The organism is Kitasatospora sp. NPDC101235, from assembly GCF_044767505.1.
Taxonomy (GTDB): domain Bacteria; phylum Actinomycetota; class Actinomycetes; order Streptomycetales; family Streptomycetaceae; genus Kitasatospora.
The window spans coordinates 57,398-78,122 of sequence record NZ_JBIWNZ010000028.1 but is presented as its reverse complement, the minus strand read 5'-3'; the positions used below and the strand labels follow the sequence as shown (position 1 = coordinate 78,122).

The window sequence follows — 20,725 nt, the reverse complement described above, 5'->3', positions numbered from 1 at the left end:
CCCAACGCACCGGCACGACACGACGACCACCGCACTACGGAGAGCCGATCGGTGACCACTCACCAACTGCTGGAGATCGCCTTCTCGTCCGGACGGGCCGGGTCCGGACCGGCCACCTGGGGCCAACGGGCCATCTGGGACGCCGTACGACAGCTTCCGCCGGCCGACGCGCCGCGCTACAACATCGCCACCGCGGCGCCGCTGGACCCGGGGCTGCCACTGCCCGTCCTGCTCACCGCAGTGGGGCAGCTGCTGCACCTGCACGACTCGCTGCACACCCGGCTGCTGCCGGACGGCAACGGCGGCCTCCGCCAAGTCGTCGACGGCGAAGGCACCTTGGGCATCCACCTCCAGCCCGCGGGGGAGCACGAGGACCCGGCCGAGCTCGGCGCCCGGCAGCACGAGGAGCTGGCCGCGCAGGCCTTCGACACCGCTGCCCAGTGGCCGGTCCGGATCGGCGCCGTGACGGCGGGCGGTCTGGTCCGGCACATCAGCCTGGTGCTCTCGCACACCGCGGTGGACGGCTCCGGGATGAGCCGACTGGTCGCCGACCTGTCCGCACTGTGCCTCGGCAGCTCCCCCGAGGAGCTGGCCGAGCTGCGCGTGCCAGCCCAACAGCCCCTGGAGGAAGCGGAGTTCCAGGCCTCCGAACGGGGTCTGCGGCGCGACGAGGGGGCCCGCAAGCAGTTCGTGCGCAAGCTCCGGCTGGGCCCGCCCCGGCTCTTCCCACCGGCCGCCGGGCAGCCCGCCGCCCGGTTCCCGAACGCGGTGCTGCGCTCCCCCGCCCTGCCCCGGGCCGTCGAACGGGTGGCGGCCAGGCGCCGGGTCAGCACGGGATCGGTGCTGCTCGCCGCGACGGCCACGATGACCGCCCGGCTCGCCGGCTCGACCGAGGCCGTGCTGAACGTCGTGGTCAACAATCGCTTCCTGCCCGGACCGGCCACCGCGGTGAGCGTGGTCGCGGGCGACGGGTTGTTCCATCTCCCGGATGCCACGGCCGAGTTCGGCGAGGTCGTGCGCCGCACCCACGCCGCGGCGATCGGCACCTACCGCCACGCGTACTACGACAAGGCCGCCCTGGCCGCCGAGATCGTCCGGCTGACCGCCGAGGGGGTCCGACTCGCCGACCGCTCCTGTGTGTTCAACGACACCCGGGAGCTGCTCCCGGCCACGGCCGACCCTGGCGCCGACCGGACCACCCTCAGCTGGCCGGTGGAGTTCGAGCCGCGCCCCGGCCTGACCTACGCCCTGGACGTCCTGCGGTCCGCCGAGGCGCTGAGCCTGGCCATGACGGCGGACCCGGCCGTGCTTCCGCGCCCCGCGATGGGCCGGTTCCTCTACGGCATCGAGGAGTTGATCCTCACCGAGGCCGAAACGGACACCGACACGGGAACGACCACCGACTCGACCACCGACGCGAAGGCCGACACGAGGACGGACGCCGCGACCGCCGCCAGAACCGGGCCCGGGACCGCCGAGCACGCTTGAACCTGACACCGGTGTCAAGTTCTACCGTACCGGCATGACCACGACCACCACCGCATCCCTGCTCACCCCGTACCGCCTCGGCCGGCTCGACCTGCCGAACCGCGTCGTCATGGCCCCGATGACGCGGTACCGGGCCGCCGAGGACGGTACGCCACTGCCCGTCGTCGCCGAGTACTACGCCCAGCGCGCGAGTGCCGGCCTGATCGTCACCGAGGGCATCTGGCCCAGCCGCCAGGGCCAGTCCGGCTGGCGCCTGCCCGGCCTGGAGACGCCCGCACACGTGGCCGGCTGGCGTGCGGTGACCGAGGCCGTGCACGCCGCCGGCGGGCGGATCGCCGCCCAGCTGATGCACGGCGGGCGCCAGGGCCACCCGCTCAACCGGCTGCTCGGCGACGTCCCGGCCGGCCCGTCCGCCGTCCCTGCCCCGGGCCCGGTGCACGTCAGGGACGGCGGCAAGGCGGAGGCCGTCACCCCGCGCGCCATGACCCGCGAGGAGATCCGCCGCACCATCGCCGACCACGTCGACTCCGCCCGTCTGGCCCTCGCCGCCGGCTTCGACGCCGTCGAACTGCACGGCGCCAACTCGTACCTGATCCACCAGTTCCTGGCCGACAACACCAACCTGCGCACCGACGAGTACGGCCCCCGCACCCTCGCCGGCCGCCTGCGCTTCCCGATCGAACTGGTCACCGCCGTCGCCGAGGCCATCGGCCCCGACCGCCTCGGCCTGCGCCTGTCTCCCGGCAACCCGCAGTTCGGCATGTACGAGGCCGACCCCGCCCCGGTCTACCGCGCGCTGCTCGCCGAACTCGACGGCCTCGGCCTGGCCTATCTCCACCTCACCGACAACGACGACTACCCGGCCCTGGCCGACCTGCGCCCGCGCTGGTCCGGGCCGCTGATCGGCAACGTCGGCGAGAACCGCGCCGCCACCGACCGCGAGCGCGGCGAGGCGGTGCTGACCGCCGGCCTGGCCGACCTGGTCTCCTACGGCCGCGCCTTCATCGCCAACCCCGACCTGCCCGAGCGGCTCGCCGCGAACGCCCCGCTCGCCCCCGTCGACCCCACCCACCTCTACGGCCAGGAGGCCACCGGCTACACCGACTACCCGCGACTGCGGCCGGCCGCCCGGCCGTGAGCCGGCCGGCGAGTCGGCGCAGGGGACCCCCGTCCTGACCGACTGTCAGTACCACCCGCTATGGTCGGCCCCGAACGATCCCAGCACGAACAGCACCGCCGTCACCAGGGGGCACCATGACCACACCGGGCACCGGCCCGCTCACCACCGCCGACCTCGTGGAGGGCTGGCGCCGGGTGGGCGTCCGGGAGGGCATGGCGCTGATCGTGCACTCCTCGCTCTCCGGCCTCGGCCGGGTCGAGGGCGGCGCGGCGGCCGTGGTGGCCAGCCTGCGCGAGGCGGTCGGGCCCGGCGGCACCGTCGCCGCTCCCACCTTCACCTCCGACACGGTCCGCGACCCGGCCCCCGGGCACAGCGGCCCGCCCGGCCCCGAGGTCGCCGAACTCCGGGCCGCCGTCCCGCTGTTCCACCCCGGGCTGCCATCCGCCACGGGCGCGGTGGCGGAGGCGCTGCGCGCCCTGCCGGAGAGCCTGCGCAGCGCCCACCCGCAGGTCTCGGTCGCCGCCGTCGGCGCGCACGCCCGGGAGGTCACCGCCCGGCGCTCGCTCGGCTTCGCCGTCGGCCGGGAGTCGCCGTTCGGCGCGCTGCACGACCTCGGCGGGCACGTGCTGCTGGTCGGCGTCGGCCACAACCGCAACACCTTCCTGCACTACGCCGAGACCTTCGCGCCCAACCGCCGGCTCAAGCTCCGCCGCTTCCCGATGGCGATCCAGGGCGAGCGGGTCTGGATCGAGGCGCCGGACGTGGGGGACGACAACGACACCCACTTCCCGGTCGTGGGCCGGGAGTTCGAGGAGCAGGCAGGAATCCGCGAGGTCCTGGTCGGCGACGCTCCCTGCCGGCTGGTCCCGGTCCGCGAGCTCATACCCTTCGCCGTCCGCCGCCTCACCGAGCTGCTGGCGGCCGGCGGCCCCGGAGCGGCATAGGCCGGGCCGACGGTCCCCGCAGTGCGCGCGGAACCGCCGGCCCGTCCCCGCATGCCGTCAGTTACGGGCTTCGTGCACCGAGCTGGTCTCCTGGATCTTCTTCCAGGACTTCGGCTCGGCCGGCAGCTGCCCCTCGGCCCGGTCCGCGCCCAGCGCCGGCGAGGCCGCGGTACCGGCCGGCACCGGTCCGACGGCGGGCTTGCTCGGGGTGAACAGCCAGGTGTTCAGCAGGTCGCCGAGCTTCTGGCCGGAGACCTTCTCCGCGTACGCCTGGAACTCCGGGATGGTGGCGTTGCCGTAGCGACGCTCGGTGGGCCAGCCCTTGAGGATCTGGAAGAACTTCTCGTCCCCGACGGCGTTGCGCAGTGCCTGGATGGCCACCGCGCCGCGGTAGTACACCGCACCGGAGAACTGGTTCTCCTCTCCCGGGTCGCCCGGCTTGACGGTCCAGAACGGGGAGTCGGCCGGGTACAAGGCGTAGATGTAGTCGGCCAGTTCCTGCGCGGTGCCCTCGTTCTCGTGCTCGGACCAGAGGAACTGGGAGTACTCGGCGAAGCCCTCGTTCAGCCAGATGTCGCTCCAGCGGGACAGCGAGACGCTGTCCCCGTACCACTGGTGGGCCAGCTCGTGCACGACCACCGAGGTGTTGGAGCCCCGGGCGAACAGCCCGGGGCCGTAGGAGACCCGGGTCTGGGACTCCAGGGCGCCACTGGACTGGGTGTTGGCGACGTAGCCGCCGACGGAGCTGAACGGGTACTCGCCGAAGTAGCCGCTCAGCCAGTCCACCAACTCACCGGTGCGCTCGACGCTCGCCCGCGCAGCGGCCGCATTGTCGCCGAGGTCCTTGCTGTACGCGTTGTAGACCGGCAGCCCGCCCGCCGTGGTGTCCCGGGTGACGTCGAACTTGCCGATCGCCAGGGTCGCCAGGTACGTCGCCTGCGGCTTGTTCTCCCGCCAGCTGTAGCGGGTCCAGCCCGCCTGGGAGCTGGTGCCCGTCAGCACACCGTTGCTGATCACCTGGTTGCCGTCCGGCACCAGCACCGAGACGTCGTAGGTCGCCTTGTTGCTCGGGTGGTCGTTGCTCGGGAACCACCACCCGGCCGACACGGGCTCGCCGGCCACCACCGCACCGTCCGGGGTGCGGCGCCAGGCGGTGTAGCCGCCGTACTTCTTCACGGTGGACGGCACGTCCTTGTACCGCACGACCACGGTGGCCTGGCTGCCCTTGGCCAGCGGTCGGGCAGGGGTGATCTCCAGCTCCTGGTCGCCGCTGGTGGAGAAGGTCGCGATCCGGCCGTTGACCCGGACCTCCGAGACGTTCAGCGCGAAGTCGAGGTTGAACCGGGAGAGGTCCTGGGTCGCCGTGGCGAGGATGGTCGCGGTGCCCTCCAGCTCGTCGGTGGCGGGCTGGTACTTCAGCCGGATGTCGTAGTGCGAGACGCGGTACCCGCCGTTGCCGAGGGTCGGGTAGTACGGGTCCCCGAGCCCGTCCGCACCGGGTTGGAAGCCGGAAGCCGAGGCGGGAACGGCCAGGAACAGGCTCAGGGCACTGGCAGCAGAGACGATCAGTCTCTTGCGCACGTGGTCCTCCAGGGATCACAGGAACGATTGGGTTGAACCGATCCTTGTCCCGGCAACCCCTCGCCCACTCCCCGATCGTGAGTTCTTCATGAGAAGAAACGCGCCGAAATGACGGCTCCGCAGCGGTGCCGCGGAGCCGTCACGTCAAACAGTCCGACATGTCGTCAGTTATGCGCTTCGTGCACCGAGTTGGTCTCCTGGATCTTCTTCCAGGACTTCGGCTCGGCCGGCAGCTGCCCCTCGGCCCGGTCCGCGCCCAGCGCCGGCGAGGCCGCGGCCGCGGTGCCCGCCGGTACCGGCCCGACGGCCGGCTTGCCGGCGGTGAACAGCCAGGTGTTCAGCACGTCGCCGAGCTTCTTCCCGGACACCTTCTCCGCGTACGCCTGGAACTCCGGGATGGTGGCGTTGCCGTAACGGCGCTCGGTGGGCCAGCCCTTCAGGATCCGGAAGAACTTCTCGTCCCCGACGGCGTTGCGCAGTGCCTGGACGGCCACCGCGCCGCGCTCGTACACGGGGCTGGAGAACTGGTCGTCCGGCCCCGGGTCGCCCGGCTTGATGGTCCAGAACGGGTCGTCGGCCGGGTGCGAGGCGTAGACGTAGTCGGCCAGCTCCTGCGCGGTGCCCTCGTTCTCGTGCTCGGACCAGAGGAACTGCGCGTACCGGGCGAAGCCCTCGTTCAGCCAGATGTCACTCCAACGGGAGAGCGAGACGCTGTCGCCGTACCACTGGTGGGCCAGCTCGTGCACGACCACCGAGGTGTTGGAGCCCTTGGCGAACTGCCGGGGGCTGTAGAAGATCCGGGTCTGGGTCTCCAGGGCGTAGCCGGTCGGGACGTTGGGGACGTAGCCGCCGACGGAGCTGAACGGGTACTCGCCGAAGTAGCCGCTCAGCCAGTCCACCAGCTCACCGGTGCGCTCGACGCTCGCCCGGGCCGCGTCGGCGTTGTCGCCGAGGTCCTTGCTGTACGCGTTGTAGACCGGCAGCCCGCTCGCCGTGGTGTCCCGGGTGACGTCGAACTTGCCGATCGCGAGCGTGGCCAGGTACGTCGCCTGCGGCTTGTTCTCGCGCCAGCTGTAGCGGGTCCAGCCGGCCTGGGAGGTGGTGCCGGTCAGCACGCCGTTGCTGATCGCCTGGGTGCCGTCCGGCACGAGGACCGAGACGTCGTAGGTGGCCTTGTCGCTCGGGTGGTCGTTGCTGGGGAACCACCACCAGGCCGCCTCGGGCTCGTTCGCGGCGATCCCGCCGTCCGGCGTGCGGTGCCAGCTGGTGAAGCCGTACTTCTTCACGGTGGACGGCACACCCTTGTAGCGCACCACCACGGTGGCCTGGGCACCCTTGGCCAGCGGTCGGGCGGGGGTGATCTCCAGTTCCTGCTCCCCGCTGGTGGCGAACTTCGCGACCCGGCCGTTGACCCGGACCTCCGAGACGTTCAGCGCGAAGTCGAGGTTGAACCGGGAGAGGTCCTGGGTGGCCGTGGCGAGGATGGTCGCGGTGCCCTCCAGCTCGTCGGTGGCGGGCTGGTACTTCAGCCGGATGTCGTAGTGCGAGACGCGGTACCCGCCGTTGCCGTAGGTCGGGTAGTACGGGTCCCCGACCCCGGCCGCGCCGGGTTGGAAGTCGGAAGCCGAGGCGGGAACGGCCAGGAACAGGCTCAGGGCACTGGCAGCAGAGACGATCAGTCTCTTGCGCACATGGTCCTCCAGGGATCACAGGAACGATTGGGTCGAATCGATCCTTGTCCCGGCGACCCCTCATCCACTCCTCGATCGTGAGATGTTCATGAGAAGAGACGCGCCGAAATGGCGGCTTCGCAGCGGTGCCGCGAAACCGCCACACCGCCTCACCCGTCACTCACGTCCCGAGCGCCACAGGCGCCCGCACCAGCGAGCCGTACTCCGTCCACGAGCCGTCGTAGTTCTTCACGTGCGGGTAGCCGAGCAGTTCGGTGAGTGCGAACCAGGTGTGCGCGGACCGCTCGCCGATCCGGCAGTACGCGATCACCTCGCGCTCCGGCTCCACGCCCCGCCCCCCGTACAGCGCCCGCAGCTCCTCCGCCGAACGGAACGACCCGTCGTCGTTGGCGGTCTGCGACCAGGGGATGTTGACCGCGCCCGGAATGTGCCCGGGCACCTGCGCCTGCTCCTGCGGCAGGTGCGGGGGCGCGATCAGCTCGCCCCGGAACTCGGCGGGCGAGCGGACGTCCACCAGCACCGCGTCCACCCCGGGCTTGGCGAACACCTCGGCCTTGGCCAGGACCTCGTCCCGCAGCGCCCGCAGCTCCGGCCGCTCGGGCCCGCGGAGCCGGTAGCCGGTGTGCTGGTAGTCCATCACCTCGTGGGTGAGCTCCCGCTCCTCCAGCTCCCACTTCTTGCGCCCACCGTCCAGCAGCCGCACCGGCCCGAAGCCGCGCAGCCGCAACAGCCAGTAGGCGTAGGCGGCGAACCAGTTGTTGTTGCCGCCGTAGAGGACGACGGTGGTGTCGTCCTCGACCCCGGCCGCCCGCAGCAGGTGCTGGACGCCGTCGCGGTCGATGTAGTCCCGGCCGACCTGGCTGTGCAGATCGGTGGTCCAGTTCCAGCCGACCGCGCCGGGGATGTGGTCCCGGTCGTAGGCCTGTGTGTCCTCGTCCACCTCGACGACCCGGATCGTCCCGTCGTCCAGGTGGTGGGCCAGCCATTCGGTGCGGACCAACGTCTCGGGGTGCGCGTAGCCGTTGCCGGTCATCCCAGGCCCTCCTTCGCTCTGCCCAGACTGCGGCGCCCGACCACGGACACGGCGGGCCGCACGACGAGGGCAGGGCGTACGGGCACGGCGAAGAGCCGGCGACCGGGCCGGACAGTTCGAACCTACGCCGCCCGTCCGGCCCGGGCCACCCCGGGCGGCCCCCGCCCGCCCGGCTGACCGGCCGGGCCCGTCAGCCGGGCGGCGGCTCCCGACCCGTCGCCCGACCGTCCGGATCCGCGGTGACCGTCCGCTCAGGAGAAGACGACGGAGCGCAGCTTCAGCCGGTCGCCGAGCTTCTTGCCGGGGTTCATGACGTAGAACACGTCGCCCGAGCAGCCGAAGTCCAGGAAGACCGTGGCCGTGGACCGGGTGAGGTTCTCCGGCGCGAAGCCCGGCGCCTCCTCGGTCGTCCACGGCAGGTCGATGCACGTGCCGCTCTGCGGGTCGGCCAGGCCGGTGAGGACGCCGGGGCCGACCTTGTAGAGGAAGTCGCCCTCCGCGGCGTTGGCCGAGAACGGAACGGCGAGGACGAGGGCGATGGCGCTGGCGGCAGCGAGCACGGCGTTGCGGAGACGCATGAGTGAGGGCCTTTCAGGTGGTACTCGGCGGTACCGGTTTCAATGGTGCGAGATCACCCTAGAGGCCCAAAATCCGCAGAAACGGTACTTCCAATCCACCCTTTTGGGTGGTTTAAGCGCTAAAGTCGCGACCTACCACCCGGTGGAAACCCCTCAGTTCGGCGGAGCCGTGAAGAAGTACCCCGAGTCGACGAGCGCCGGCAGGTACGCCTTCAGCGCCGCCACCGTCTGCGACCGGTCCCCGCCGCCGTCGTGGTTGAGCACGATCGACCCGGGCCGGACGTTCTTGAGGACCCGGTCGATGATCGCCGGGGTCCCCGGCCTGGCCCAGTCCCGCGGGTCCACCGACCAGGCCATGTTCCGCATCCCGAGGTCGGCGGCCACCTTGAGCGAGGTCTCGGACCAGTCCCCGCCCGGCGCGCGGAACCAGGTGGGCTGCCGGCCGGTGGTCCGTTGCAGCAGGTCGGAGGTCCGCTCCAGCTCGTCCCGCACCTTGTCCTCGGACAGGTGCCGCAGGTCCGGGTGGGTCCAGGTGTGGTTGGCGATGTGATGGCCGCGGTCCGCGATCTCCCGCACCAGGGCGGGGTGCTCGGCCACGTTCTCGCCGATCAGGAAGAACGTCGCCCTGATCCCGTACGTTTCGAACAGCGCCAGCACGGTCGGTGTGTGACGGGGGTCCGGGCCGTCGTCGATGGTGAGCGCCACCACCCGCCGCCCCGAGCCCAGCTCGTACACCGGCTTGCTCTCCGCCTCGGTGAGCACCCGGTGCACGGGCTCCCCGCTCGGCACGACGGCCGACGGGGTGGCGGCCGACGAGGTGGCGGACGGGGAGACGGCAGGCGGGGAGACGGCGTCGGTCGCCCCCGCCACGGCGCTGCGCTCCCCGCCGCCCCAGGGGCTGCGGCATCCGGCAGTCATTCCCAGAAGGGACATTCCAGCCGCAGCCAGCAACAATCTGCGTGAAGTGATCTGATGATCTGACAGCATTGTGGATGCATCCCCTGGCCGTCGTCGCCGCTCCCGGGGGCAACTCCGACGGACCCGATCACCACTCCGACGGCCCAAGAGCCATCGGTCGCACGCTCCGCTTCCGGAGCTCTTCCACGGATCTTCCCCGACCGGACGCTCCACCTCCCCTCCGGACCGCTACGCTGTGCCTTCCCCAGTGTGATGATCTGCCATCAGAGGACGTGGCCATGACGACAAGTCAGGACTCCCCCGACCAGGGCCAGCAGGGCGACGGCTCCACCGAGCTCAGCCAGTGGGAACGCTTCGGCGTCGACACCACCGCCCCGCACTCTGCGCGCGTGTACGACTACTGGCTGGGAGGGAAGACCAACTTCCCGCCGGACCGCGCCATGGGGCAGGCCATCGAGCAGGCCGTGCCGAGCGTCAAGGAGATGGCCAAGGCCAACCGCGCCTTCCAGGGCCGGGCCGTGCGCTACCTGGCCCAGGAGCACGGCATCCGCCAGTTCCTCGACCTCGGCACCGGCATCCCGACCTCGCCGAACACCCACGAGATCGCCGAGGCCGTCAGCCCCGGGACCCGGGTGGTCTACGTCGACAACGACCCGATCGTGCTCGCCCACGCCCGCGCGCTGATGGTCTCCAGCCCGGCCAGCCGCACCACCTACATCCACGCCGACCTGCGCAAGCCCGAGGAGCTGTTCGCCGACCCGGCGCTCACCTCCACCCTCGACCTCACCCAGCCGGTCGGCCTGCTGATGATCGCCGTGCTGATGCTGATCGCCGACGCGGACGACCCGTGGGGCCGGGTCGCCGCACTGCGCGACGCCCTGCCGGCCGGCAGCTGCATCGCGCTGACCACCCCCACCCCGGACTTCGACCCGGAGGCCGTCGGCAAGGTCGCCGAGGCCGCCCGGGCCGGCGGGATGACCCTGGTGCCGCGCAGCTACGACGACGTGGTCCGGTTCTTCGACGGCTGGGAGCTGGTCGAGCCGGGCGTCGCCCCGGTGCTGGCCTGGCGCCCGGACGGCGAGCCGCCGGCCGACCCGAAGGCCGCGTACTACTGGGGCGGCGTCGCGATCAAGCGCTGACACCGTCGAGCGCCGGGTGGGGCGGCCGCGGGCCGTCCCACCCGGCGAAGGCGTCACTTCAGCAGCCGCGACAGCCGCCGGTCCGCCAGCGGCTTGCCAGCGGTCTGGCAGGTCGGGCAGTACTGGAGCGAGGAGTCCGCGAAGGACACCTCGCGGATGGTGTCCCCGCACACCGGGCAGGGCTGACCGGTCCGGCCGTGCACCCGCAGCCCGAGCTTCTTCTCCGCCTTCAGCTCCCCCGCCGCCAGCCCGCGCGCATGTTCCACCGCCTCGCGCAGCGTGCCGCCGAGCGCCTCGTACAGCCGGGCCGCCTCGTCCTCGGTCAGGCTCGCGGCCAACTTGTACGGCGACATCCGGGCCGCGTGCAGCACCTCGTCCGAGTAGGCGTTGCCCACCCCCGCCAGCACGCTCTGGTCCCGCAGCACGCCCTTGATCCGGCGCCGGTCGTCGCGCAGCAGGGCGGCGAGGTCCGCCAGGGTGAAGGCCGGGTCCAGCGGGTCCGGGCCGAGCCGGGCCACGCCCGGCACGTCCGCCGGGTCCCGCACCAGGTGGACCGCGAGCCCCTTCTTCGAGCCGGCCTCGGTGAGGTCGAATCCGTCCCCGGCCTCGCCCGCCAGCCGCAGCCGCAGCGCCAGCGGGTTGCGCGGGCTCGGCCGCGGCGGCTCGGCGGGCAGGCTGTCCTTCCAGCGCAGCCAGCCTGCCCGGGCCAGGTGGACCACCAGGTGCAGCCCCTCGGCCTCGATGTCCAGGAACTTGCCGCGCCTGGTCACCGGACCGACCGTCCGCCCCTCCAGTGCCGTCACCGGAGGGTCGTACGTCTTCAGCGCGCTGATCGCCACCGGCTGCACCCGGGCGATCACGCGCCCGGTCAGCCGCTCGGACAGGAAGACGCTCAGCGCCTCGACCTCGGGCAGCTCAGGCATGCGCCCAGTCTCCCCCGGCCCGCCGCCGACCGCGCGCGCTCGCCCCACCATTCCACCCTCACCCTCCGCTTTGCCCGTCCCCACCCCGAGGCGCAGTCTGGAACGGAGGGAGGTGCCGCGCACCATGAGCACCCTTGAGGAACAGATCGACATCGCCGTCCCCGTCCTCGCCGCCTGGGAGCAGCTGCACCGGGTGCACGAGTATCCGCAGTTCGTCGAGGGCGTCCGCAGCGCCCACCCGCACGGCCGGAACCTCGCGCACCTCGGGGTGGAGATCGACGGGGCCGAGCGCTCGGTCGACGCCGAGATCACCGACCGCGGCCGGGGCCGGGTGATGGCCTGGCGGACCCTGGACGTCCTCCGGCTGCACGGCGCCTTCGCGCTGATGCCGCTCGACGCCCGGCACACCCGGGTGCAGATCCGGGTGGAGTACGACCCGGAGGCGGTGCACCGGGAGTTCGGCGGGCCGCGCGGTTTCGCCCTGGCCGGGGCGATCGAGCGGGCGGTGCGCGAGGACCTGGACCACTTCCGGGAGCTGGTGGAGGCGCGGGTGAACGCCGCCGACGGCCACCCCGAGGCACCCGACGACGCCCCGCCGGCCTCCGGCGGCCGCCCGTAAGTTCCGCATAAGCCCAGCTCAGCGCGGGTGGTGAGGCTCTTCACAGCTCGCCGCCCGGCAGGCCGTCCCAGTTTCGACCTGTGGCAGACTCGGGTCCCATGGACATCGGCCCGGTCACCAGGACGCTCCGCGCGGCGGTCTTCGCCGCGCTGGTCGTCCTGCTCGCCGGGCTCGGCCAGGTGCTCGTCACCGGCCGCGCGCTGCCGGTCGGCCCGATGCTGCTGACCTCGGCCGCCGTCTTCGCGGTGGCCTTCGCGCCGGCCGGCCGCGAGCGCGGCTACCCGGCGATCGCGGCGGTGTTCCTGCCGCTGGAGCTGGGCGCCGGCGCGCTGTTCGACCTCGCACAGAGCACCTGTCCCTCGCTGCCGCCCGGCGCCGCGCACGGCCTCCGGCCGCTGCTGTGCGGCGGCGGCTCGCTCGGCGGCTTCCTGCTCGGCCACGGCGTCTCCCCGCAGACCGGCGTGCTGCTGCTCCTGCTGCTGCACACGGTGATCGCGCTGGCCGGCGCCTACTGGCTGCGCCGCGCGGACGCCGCGCTGTGCTGCCTGGCCCGGACCGTCCGGATGCTGGGCGAGTTCCTGCACCGCCACCTGCCCGCCGCCGCCCGCTGGCTGCGGCTGCTCGTCGCTCCGCTGCCGGCCCGTCCGCCGGCGCGGGTGCCGTTCCCCCGGGCCAGCCGGGCGCTGGTCCCCGCCGAGGACGTCGTCGTCCGCCCGGCCGTCCGGCGCGGGCCGCCGGTGTTCGCCCTGGCCGCCTGAGCCCGCAGGCCTCCCGCCCGCTCAGCCGGCCGTCTCTCCCCTCCCGCAGGCCCCGCCCGGCCGCGCGTCTCCCCGTACGCCCGAGAGCACAGGACGACACCCCGTGAGCAACACCCGCAAGGCCGACAAGAAGACCTCCGCCACCGAGCGCATGCGCGTCGCCCGCGCCCAGGCCGAGCGCTCCGACCGGATCCGCCGCCGGGTGGTGGTCGGCGGCGCCTCCGTCGCCGTGCTCGCCCTCGCGGCGGGCGTGGCGTTCGCCGTCGGCGGCTCCTCCGGCTCCGGTTCGAGCGCCGCGAACGGCCCGCTGGTCGTCCCGGCCAACGCGAGCGGCACCGACGGCACCGTGATCACCTACGGCAGGGCCGACGCCCCGCACACCCTGGAGGTCTACGAGGACTTCCGCTGCCCGTTCTGCGAGCAGCTGGAGACCACCACCGGCAAGGCCATCCAGCAGCTCGCCGACGACGGCACGTACAAGATCGAGTACCACCTGGCGACGTTCCTGGACAACAACCTCGGCGGCAAGGGCTCGCGCACCGCGCTGGCTGCCGCCGGCGCCGCGCTGAACGAGGGCGTGGACAAGTTCAAGGCGTTCCACGACGTGCTGTACGCCAACCAGCCGGACGAGCGCAGCGACGCCTTCGGCGACGTCAACCACATCCTGGACCTGGCCGGCCAGGTACCCGGCCTGAAGACCGACGGCTTCGTCAAGGCCGTCCAGGACGGCACCTACGCGCCGTGGGCGGCCAAGGTCAACGAGGAGTTCAACAAGAGCGACGTCACCGGCACCCCGACCGTCAAGCTGGACGGCAAGAAGCTGGACGTCCTGACCAACGGCAAGGCCGTCGCCCCCGAGCAGTTCACCGCGATGGTCAAGCAGGTGACCGGATGACGGCCGGCTCCCCCGCCGCACGGCCCACCTACGGCGCGAGCCGCCCGTTCGCCTGGCTGCTGCTGGTCGGCGGCGCGGTCGGCCTGTTCGCCTCGACGGTCCTCACCCTGGACAAGATCCGGCTGCTGCAGGACCCGTCCTACGTCCCCAACTGCAACATCAACCCGATCATCAGCTGCGGTTCGATCATGCGCAGCGAGCAGGCCGAGGCCTTCGGCTTCCCCAACTCCCTGATCGGGCTGGTCGCCTTCGGGGTCGTCGTCGCGGTCGGCGCCGGGCTGCTCTCCGGGGCTGCGTACCGGCGCTGGTTCTGGCTCGGCCTGCAGGCCGGGACGGTGTTCGGGGTCGGCTTCGTGACCTGGCTGATGTACCAGGCGCTGTACCGGATCGGCGCGCTCTGCCCGTACTGCATGGTGGTGTGGGCCGCGGTGATCCCGCTGTTCTGGTACACCACGCTGCACAACCTGCGCACGGGCGTGATCCCGGTGGGCCCCCGGCTGCGGGCGGTCGTCCGGGAGGCGGCCCGCTACCACTGGGTCGTCCCGGCCCTGTGGTACGCGGTGATCGCGCTGCTGGTCCTCAACCGCTTCTGGTACTACTGGAGCACCCTGATCTGACCCCCGTCCCGCCGCCCTCCCGTTTCGACGGGGAGGGCGGCGGGCCGCCACGGCAGGCGCGTCAGGGGCCGGTCAGAAGGTGAACTCCTCGACCTCCGCCAGGAGTTCGGCCCGCCGCCGGTCGTCGATGAACGAGGCGCGGAAGGAGTTCGCGGCCAGCCGGCGCAGGGTCTCCTGGTCGAGGGCGAGGGCCTCGCGCACGGCACGGAAGTTGTCCTCCACGTAACCGCCGAAGTAGGCCGGGTCGTCGGAGTTGACGGTGACCAGCAGGCCGGCCTCCAGCATCTCGCGCAGCGGGTGGTCGGCGAGCGTTTCGATGCAGCGCAACCGGACGTTGGAGAGCGGGCAGAGGGTCAGCGGGATCTGCTCGCGCACCAGGCGGGCGACCAGCTCGCCGTCCTCCAGGCAGCGCAGCCCGTGGTCGATCCGCTCGACGCCGAGGACGTCCAGCGCCTCGGTGATGTACGAGGCCGGGCCCTCCTCGCCCGCGTGGGCGACCCGGCGCAGCCCGGCCTCGGCGGCCCGGCGGTACACCTCGCGGAACTTCACCGGCGGGTGGCCGACCTCCGCGGAGTCCAGGCCGATGCCGGCGATCCGGTCGAAGTACGGGCGGGCGGCCTCGAAGGTCTCCAGCGCGGACTCGGCGGACTCGTCCCGCAGGAAGCACATGATCAGCTGGGTGCTGATGCCGTACCGCTCCTGGCTGCGCTCCAGCGCCCTGGTCAGCCCGTCGACCACCGCGGCCAGCGGCACTCCGCGCGCGGTGTGCGCCTGCGGGTCGAAGAAGATCTCCGCGTGCCGCACACCCTGCTCGGCGGCCCGGGCCAGGTAGGCGTCGGCGAGGTCGGCGAAGTCGTCCTCGGTGCGCAGCACGGCCATCAGCGCGTAGTAGAGGTCCAGGAAGGACTGGAGGTCGCTGAAGGAGTACGCCTCGCGCAGCGCCTCGGTGTCGGCGTACGGCAGCTCGACGCCGTTGCGGGCGGCGAGCTCGAAGGCGAGTTCGGGCTCCAGGGTGCCTTCGATGTGCAGGTGGAGTTCGGCCTTGGGAAGCGGCATGTGCGATCTGTCCAACGGTAGCGGGTGGACCCGGAGGTGACGGAATGATCCATCCTATGAGCTGCTGCCCACCGAGGGCCCGGTGGGCAGTTCCCGGAGGGTGCGCAGCGGGGAGAGCAGCGGCAGCGTTCCGGCCAGGGCGAGCAGGCCGGTCATCACCCACATGGTGGCACGCAGTCCGATCGCCGCGCCCAGCGCGCCGCCGGCCAGGGCACCGAGCGGCATGGTCGCGTAGACGGCGACCATCGAGCCGGCCGCGACCCGGGTGAGCAGCTCGGGCGGGGTGTACGACTGTCGGAAGCTGCCGAGCACCACGTTGACGAACACCACCCCGGCGATGACCGTGAACGAGCCGAGGAGGTAGAGCGCCGTCCCGGAGCCCGGCCCGGCCAGCGGCATCAGCAGCCCGAACGGCACGGCGGTGAGCAGCACGATCCGCACCGCGCGCGCCGTTCCGAGCCGGTGGCAGAGCGGGCGGGCCGCCAGCGCACCGAGCACGCCGCCGACCGCGCCGGCGGAGGCGAGCCCGCCGACCCAGCCGGGGGCGATCCCCGCTTCCCGGACCAGGAAGAGCGCCAGGATCGACTGGTAGCCCATGAGCGCGAAGTTCGCGGCCGCGCCGAAGCACAGGAAGGCCCGCAGGTACGGGTCGCGCAGCAGGAAGGACAGCCCTTCCCGGACCTGCCCGAGCAGGTCCGCCCGCTCGGGCACGGCCGGCTCCGGCCGGACGCGGATCCGCAGCAGGGTGCCGGCCGCGACCAGGAAGCTCACCGCGTCGACGAGCAACCCAGCGGCCGCACCCAGCAGTTGGACGGTCAGCCCGGCCAGTCCGCGCCCGAGGACCTCGGCGGCCGAGCCGCTGCCCTCCAGTTTGGCGTTGCCCTCGATCAGGTCCTCCGGCGCCACGAGCTCGGGCAGGTACGCCCGGTACGCGGCGCCGAAGAACACCGAGGTCACCCCGCTGAGGAAGGCCACGGCCAGCAGCTGTGCCAGGGTGAGCACCCCGAACCAGCCCGCCACCGGCACGCTCGCGAACAGCGCGGCCGAAACCAGGTTGCAGACGATCATCACGGCCCGCCGGGGCAGCCGGCCGACCCACACCCCGGCCGGCAGCCCGAGCACCAGCCAGGGCATCCAGACCGCGCCGGTCAGCAGACCGGAGGCGAGCGGCCCGGCGTCCAGCACGAGCACCGCGACCAGCGGCAGGGCGACGGAGGTGACGCTGCTGCCCAGCCGACTGGCGGTCTCCCCGGCCCACAGCAGCCGGAAGTCCCGATCGGCGAACAGGCCCCAGCGCGAACGGACTTCGGGCTCCCGGGCAACCGGAGCGGCGGCCGCGGCGGTCACGGCCGGGCCGGGACGCTGTGCGAGAAGGCGAGCACGGTCTCCCGCTCCCGCCCGTCCTGCGGCACCGGCCGGTCCGTCCACTTCTGGATCACCGCGTGCAGATCCGCGGCCAGTTCCCGGGCCTCCTCCGGGGTGAGCCGCAGCCAGGTCTGGGTGGCGATCGAGCAGCCGTCCCGCCATTCGGGGGCGTAGCCGCTGCGCCGCGCCCCCCACTCGCGGACCAGCTCGGCCTGGCGCTCCAGCAGCATCGAGCCGGCCGCGTCCGCGACGGCCTCGGTGACCGGGTCGCCGTCGAAGTCGGCCCTGGTCCAGCCGAGTTCCTTGTCGGCGAGCCGCCACCAGCGTTCGCGCCGGTCCCGGGCGAGTTCGGGCGCCTCGGCGATCAGCCCGCTCTCGGCCAGCACCTTCAGGTGGTGGCTGACGTTGCCGACCGCCTGTCCGGTGCGCTCCGCGAGCTGCCCGACCGTCGCCGGGCCGTCCACCTTGAGCAGGTCGAGCAGGCGGCGGCGCAGCGGGTGGGTGAGGGAGGCGAGCACCCGGGAGTCGGAGATCGCCCGGAAGCCGCGCGGTTCGTCCGTCGTCTCGGCCGTGTTCTCGGTCGTGTTCTCGGTCATGCCGGGAGAATATCCACAAGAGCTCTTGTACGACCATCCTTTTACAACTTCTCTTGTGAATTCACCGTGCGAGCGAACGGGTGCACCGGCGGCGGCCGACGGGCACCCTGTAGGAGGGGACTTCCGCCGAGGAGGCACCGAGATGCGGCACGCCGACGACCCGCACATCCGGCCCGCGGGCATCTCCCCGCACGCCCTGGGCAACGACACGCTCCTGCACGAGCTGGAGCAGCTGCACCGCACGCGCCACGAGACCTTCCTCTACGGCTCGGAGGACGCGCTGAAGCGGCACACGCTGCGCACCGGGGAGCTGGAGGCCGAGTACCTGCACCGCTTCCCCAACCGGCAGGTCACCGCCGCACGGACCAGGGCCGGGGCCCGGGCCCGGGAGGCGGCGGCCCGGGTGGAGTCGCTGCCGGAGTGACCGGAGCCGACCGCGCGCCCGCCGGGACACGCCGGGCGCGCGGTGACGTGCCCGGAGCCGGGTGGTCGGGGAGGGTGTGAGGGTAGACGCACCGGACCCTGACCCCACCTGGGAGCGCCCATGCCCATCGCCAGCGTCAACCCCGCGACCGGCGAGACCGTCAAGACCTTCGAACCGCTCGACGCGACCGGTATCGAGCGGCGGCTGGCCCGCGCCGAGGCCGCCTTCCACAGCTACCGCGACACCTCCTTCGCCGCCCGCGCCGAACTGATGCACCGCGCCGCCGACCTGCTGGACCAGGACCAGGAGGCGGTCGCCCGCACCATGACCGAGGAGATGGGCAAGCCGCTCGCCGCCGCCCGCGCCGAGGCCGCCAAGTGCGCGAAGGCGATGCGCTGGTACGCGGACAACGCCGAGGCGCTGCTCGCCGACGAGCACCCGGCCCCGGCCGACGTCACCGACTCCGGCGCCACCGGCGCCTACGTCCGGTACCGCCCGCTCGGCCCGGTGCTGGCCGTGATGCCGTGGAACTTCCCGTTCTGGCAGGTCATCCGGTTCGCCGCGCCTGCCCTGATGGCGGGCAACGTCGGCCTGCTCAAGCACGCGTCCAACGTGCCGCGCACCGCGCTGGCGATCGAGGAGCTGTTCCGGCGGGCCGGTTTCCCGGAGGGCTGTTTCCAGACCCTGCTGATCGGCTCGGGCGCGGTCGAGGGCGTGATCCGGGACCGCCGGGTCGCCGCCGTCACCCTCACCGGCAGCGAGCCGGCCGGTCGGGCGGTCGCGGCCACCGCGGCGGACGAGGTGAAGAAGGCCGTCCTGGAGCTGGGCGGCAGCGACCCGTTCGTCGTGCTGCCGAGCGCCGACCTGGACGCCGCGGTGCGCACCGCCGTCCGGGCCCGGGTGCAGAACAACGGCCAGTCCTGCATCGCCGCCAAGCGCTTCATCGTGCACGCCGACGTGTACGACCGCTTCACCGCGGCGTTCGCCGACGCGATGCGCGCGCTGAAGGTCGGCGACCCGATGGACGAGGGCACCGACGTCGGCCCGCTGGCCAGCCGGCAGGGCCGGGACGACCTGGAGGAACTGGTCGAGGACGCCCGCACCCGCGGTGCCCGGGTGGAGTGCGGCGGCGGGCGCCCGACCGGCTGGGACACCGGCTGGTTCTTCGAGCCGACGGTGCTGACCGGCATCACCCCGGCGATGCGGATCCACCAGGAGGAGACCTTCGGCCCGGTCGCCACCGTCTACCGGGTGGCCGACCTGGACGAGGCGGTGGCGGTCGCCAACGACACCCCGTTCGGGCTCAGCGCCAACGTCTGGACCACCGACGAGGCGGAGCGGGAGCGCTTCGTCCGGGACATCCAGGCCGGTGGGGTGTTCTTCAACGGGATGACGGCCTCCCACCCGGCGCTGCCGTTCGGCGGCGTCAAGCGCTCCGGGTTCGGGCGGGAGCTGTCCGGGCACGGGATCCGGGAGTTCTGCAACGTCACCACGGTGTGGATCGGCTGAGCCCTCCCGGACCCCGACTCATCCCGGCCGGGTCAGGACGCCATCCGGTGCCGGCCCGGCCCCGGCGTCATCCAGCGGGCGATCACGCCGAACATTGCGATGACCGTCAGGCCCCAGAAGATCGCCATCGGCACCAGCACCGGCAGCAGGCTCACCTGGGTGGCGACCATGCCGAGGCCGACCGAGAGCGCAATCATGAACGTCACCACGGTGGGGCTGAGGCTGAGCAGCCAGTGCCAGGCGCGGTGCCCGAAGCCCCGGTTCTGCTGGGCTTCGGGTTCGGCCTCGGTTCGGGCGTCGACTTCCTTGTAGGTCAGCAGGTCCATCGGGATCGCCTCCAATGCCGGACGGCTGGACGGGAGGAAGACCTGACCCAGGGGGTCAGGAGGCCTTGCGGGGAGCCGAGGACTTCCGGGTGGCGCTCCGATTCGCCGTCGGACTCTTCGCGGAGCCCTGCCCGGAGGTCTTCCCGGAGGTCTTCGAGCCTGCCTTCGCGGCGGTCCTCCCGGCCGCCGGGGCGCTCTTCTTCGCCGGGGCACGCTTGCGCGGTGCGGGCTCCTCCTGTGCGCCGGCCTCCCCGGCCCCGGCGTCCCGCCCGCCCTTGGCCTGCTTGAGGCTGCTGCGCAGCGCCTCCATCAGGTCGATCACGTTGTCCGGGGCCTCGCCCGGCTCCTCCTCGTGCGGGACCTCGACGCCCTCCAGCCGCGCGGTGATCACCTGCTGCAACGCCTGCTGGTAGTCGTCGTGCAGCTGGGCCAGGTCGAAGTCCTCGGAGAGGGTGTCCATCAGGGAGCGCGCCATCTTGAGCTCCTGCGGCCGGACGGTGACGTCCCCCTCGGGCGCGATGCCGGCCGCCGGGCGGACCTCGTCGGGCCAGATGCAGGTCTGGAGCACCAGGGTGTTGTCGTGCACCCGCAGCACCGCGGGCGACTCCCGGGTGCGCAGCGCGATCTTGGTGACGGCGATCTGCCCGGACTCGGTGAGCGCGTCGCGCAGCAGCGCGTACGGCTTGGCGGCGCCCTTGTCGGCGACGCCCACGTAGTAGGCCTTGGAGAACATCAGCGGGTCGATCGCGCCCTCGTCCACGAAGGCCAGCACGTCGATGATCTTCCTGCTGGGAAGCGGCAGGTCGGCGAGGTCCTCGTCGGAGAGCGTGACGGTCCGCCCGTCGGGGGACTCGTACCCCTTGGCGATCTCCGCGTACGGGACCTCCTTCTCCTCCCGCTCGCAGTACCGCTTCATCCGCACCCGCCCGCCGTCCTTCGCGTGCACCTGGTGCAGCGGGACGTCGTGCTCCTGGGTCGCGGAGTACAGGTGGACGGGGATGCTGACCAGCCCGAAGCTGATCGTCCCCTTCCAGGTGGTCTGCATGGGGTCGCTCCTGACCGGCGCCGGGAACCGGCCGGCACCGAGAACGCTCGGGATGCTCCTGCGGCATGCCCCGAGAGTCCCACTGTGCCTGGATTTGCGA

At 72.5% G+C, this 20,725-nt stretch carries 21 protein-coding genes; 10 read left to right on the top strand and 11 right to left on the bottom strand.

From position 1 onward, the window contains the following. The first annotated feature begins 51 nt into the window (after positions 1-51). The 3 genes from ACIRRH_RS34335 (at position 52) to ACIRRH_RS34325 (ending at position 3,552) form a co-directional block, all read left to right on the top strand. The gene (locus tag ACIRRH_RS34335; RefSeq protein WP_403075276.1) at positions 52-1,488 is read left to right on the top strand and encodes a condensation domain-containing protein; all 1,437 of its coding nucleotides are present in this window, start codon (positions 52-54) and stop codon (positions 1,486-1,488) included. A 34-nt stretch (positions 1,489-1,522) separates the two neighbouring features. Next, positions 1,523-2,626: an alkene reductase gene (locus tag ACIRRH_RS34330; protein WP_403075273.1), complete on the top strand. Its 1,104-nt coding sequence runs from the start codon at positions 1,523-1,525 to the stop codon at positions 2,624-2,626. Between the two features lie 116 nt (positions 2,627-2,742). After that, positions 2,743-3,552, top strand: a complete 810-nt coding sequence (locus ACIRRH_RS34325; protein WP_403075271.1) for an aminoglycoside N(3)-acetyltransferase — start codon at positions 2,743-2,745, stop codon at positions 3,550-3,552. A 57-nt stretch (positions 3,553-3,609) separates the two neighbouring features. Here the strand turns inward: ACIRRH_RS34325 and ACIRRH_RS34320 are convergent, their stop codons facing one another. The 5 genes from ACIRRH_RS34320 to ACIRRH_RS34300 all read right to left on the bottom strand — a co-directional run bounded on the left by ACIRRH_RS34320 (position 3,610) and on the right by ACIRRH_RS34300 (position 9,353). Further along, on the bottom strand, positions 3,610-5,133 hold the full coding sequence (locus ACIRRH_RS34320; protein ID WP_403075268.1) for a M1 family metallopeptidase: 1,524 nt from the start codon (positions 5,131-5,133) through the stop codon (positions 3,610-3,612). A 164-nt stretch (positions 5,134-5,297) separates the two neighbouring features. After that, the gene (locus ACIRRH_RS34315) at positions 5,298-6,824 is read right to left on the bottom strand and encodes a M1 family metallopeptidase (RefSeq protein ID WP_403075265.1); all 1,527 of its coding nucleotides are present in this window, start codon (positions 6,822-6,824) and stop codon (positions 5,298-5,300) included. 160 nt (positions 6,825-6,984) lie between these two features. Then, positions 6,985-7,857 (bottom strand): sulfurtransferase, encoded by an 873-nt coding sequence (locus ACIRRH_RS34310; RefSeq protein ID WP_403075262.1) that lies wholly within the window; start codon positions 7,855-7,857, stop codon positions 6,985-6,987. A gap of 251 nt (positions 7,858-8,108) precedes the next feature. Beyond that, positions 8,109-8,435, bottom strand: coding sequence for a hypothetical protein (locus ACIRRH_RS34305; protein WP_403075261.1), 327 nt, complete (start codon positions 8,433-8,435; stop codon positions 8,109-8,111). Positions 8,436-8,588: 153 nt separating this feature from the next. Then, positions 8,589-9,353: a polysaccharide deacetylase family protein gene (locus tag ACIRRH_RS34300; protein WP_403075258.1), complete on the bottom strand. Its 765-nt coding sequence runs from the start codon at positions 9,351-9,353 to the stop codon at positions 8,589-8,591. Positions 9,354-9,631: 278 nt separating this feature from the next. On the opposite strand from ACIRRH_RS34300, the gene ACIRRH_RS34295 reads away from it, so the two are divergent. Beyond that, on the top strand, positions 9,632-10,492 hold the full coding sequence (locus ACIRRH_RS34295; RefSeq protein ID WP_403075257.1) for an SAM-dependent methyltransferase: 861 nt from the start codon (positions 9,632-9,634) through the stop codon (positions 10,490-10,492). Between the two features lie 53 nt (positions 10,493-10,545). On the opposite strand, the gene ACIRRH_RS34290 is transcribed toward ACIRRH_RS34295, so the two are convergent. Next, entirely contained in the window at positions 10,546-11,415 is an 870-nt protein-coding gene (locus ACIRRH_RS34290; RefSeq protein WP_403075255.1) for an Fpg/Nei family DNA glycosylase, read from the bottom strand. Between the two features lie 124 nt (positions 11,416-11,539). On the opposite strand from ACIRRH_RS34290, the gene ACIRRH_RS34285 reads away from it, so the two are divergent. From ACIRRH_RS34285 to ACIRRH_RS34270, 4 genes are all read left to right on the top strand, one after another. Next, entirely contained in the window at positions 11,540-12,034 is a 495-nt protein-coding gene (locus tag ACIRRH_RS34285; protein ID WP_403075254.1) for an SRPBCC family protein, read from the top strand. A 98-nt stretch (positions 12,035-12,132) separates the two neighbouring features. Continuing rightward, positions 12,133-12,792 (top strand): hypothetical protein, encoded by a 660-nt coding sequence (locus ACIRRH_RS34280; RefSeq protein ID WP_403075252.1) that lies wholly within the window; start codon positions 12,133-12,135, stop codon positions 12,790-12,792. A gap of 103 nt (positions 12,793-12,895) precedes the next feature. Then, complete coding sequence (locus ACIRRH_RS34275; protein WP_403075251.1) at positions 12,896-13,687, top strand: DsbA family protein; 792 nt, start codon at positions 12,896-12,898, stop codon at positions 13,685-13,687. Then, positions 13,684-14,304 carry a vitamin K epoxide reductase family protein gene (locus ACIRRH_RS34270; RefSeq protein WP_403075249.1) on the top strand — a complete coding sequence of 207 codons (621 nt, stop codon included), beginning with the start codon at positions 13,684-13,686 and terminating at the stop codon, positions 14,302-14,304. Before ACIRRH_RS34275 ends, ACIRRH_RS34270 begins: the two co-directional genes overlap by 4 nt. A gap of 72 nt (positions 14,305-14,376) precedes the next feature. Here ACIRRH_RS34270 and ACIRRH_RS34265 read toward each other — a convergent pair whose 3' ends face one another. From ACIRRH_RS34265 to ACIRRH_RS34255, 3 genes are read right to left on the bottom strand one after another with little or no spacing between them, the layout of a single operon-like run. Next, on the bottom strand, positions 14,377-15,360 hold the full coding sequence (locus ACIRRH_RS34265; protein ID WP_403075248.1) for an adenosine deaminase: 984 nt from the start codon (positions 15,358-15,360) through the stop codon (positions 14,377-14,379). A gap of 54 nt (positions 15,361-15,414) precedes the next feature. Beyond that, positions 15,415-16,707 carry an MFS transporter gene (locus ACIRRH_RS34260; protein WP_403075246.1) on the bottom strand — a complete coding sequence of 431 codons (1,293 nt, stop codon included), beginning with the start codon at positions 16,705-16,707 and terminating at the stop codon, positions 15,415-15,417. Beyond that, positions 16,704-17,321 (bottom strand): ArsR/SmtB family transcription factor, encoded by a 618-nt coding sequence (locus ACIRRH_RS34255; protein WP_403075244.1) that lies wholly within the window; start codon positions 17,319-17,321, stop codon positions 16,704-16,706. The genes ACIRRH_RS34260 and ACIRRH_RS34255 overlap by 4 nt, the downstream gene beginning before the upstream one ends. Before the next feature lie 142 nt (positions 17,322-17,463). On the opposite strand from ACIRRH_RS34255, the gene ACIRRH_RS34250 reads away from it, so the two are divergent. Continuing rightward, complete coding sequence (locus ACIRRH_RS34250; protein ID WP_051829638.1) at positions 17,464-17,745, top strand: DUF6158 family protein; 282 nt, start codon at positions 17,464-17,466, stop codon at positions 17,743-17,745. A gap of 120 nt (positions 17,746-17,865) precedes the next feature. Beyond that, positions 17,866-19,254, top strand: coding sequence for an NADP-dependent succinic semialdehyde dehydrogenase (locus ACIRRH_RS34245; RefSeq protein WP_403075242.1), 1,389 nt, complete (start codon positions 17,866-17,868; stop codon positions 19,252-19,254). Positions 19,255-19,286: 32 nt separating this feature from the next. On the opposite strand, the gene ACIRRH_RS34240 is transcribed toward ACIRRH_RS34245, so the two are convergent. Continuing rightward, entirely contained in the window at positions 19,287-19,580 is a 294-nt protein-coding gene (locus ACIRRH_RS34240) for a hypothetical protein (protein ID WP_403075240.1), read from the bottom strand. A gap of 55 nt (positions 19,581-19,635) precedes the next feature. Beyond that, complete coding sequence (locus tag ACIRRH_RS34235; RefSeq protein ID WP_403075238.1) at positions 19,636-20,625, bottom strand: Ku protein; 990 nt, start codon at positions 20,623-20,625, stop codon at positions 19,636-19,638. Positions 20,626-20,725: the final 100 nt, after the last annotated feature.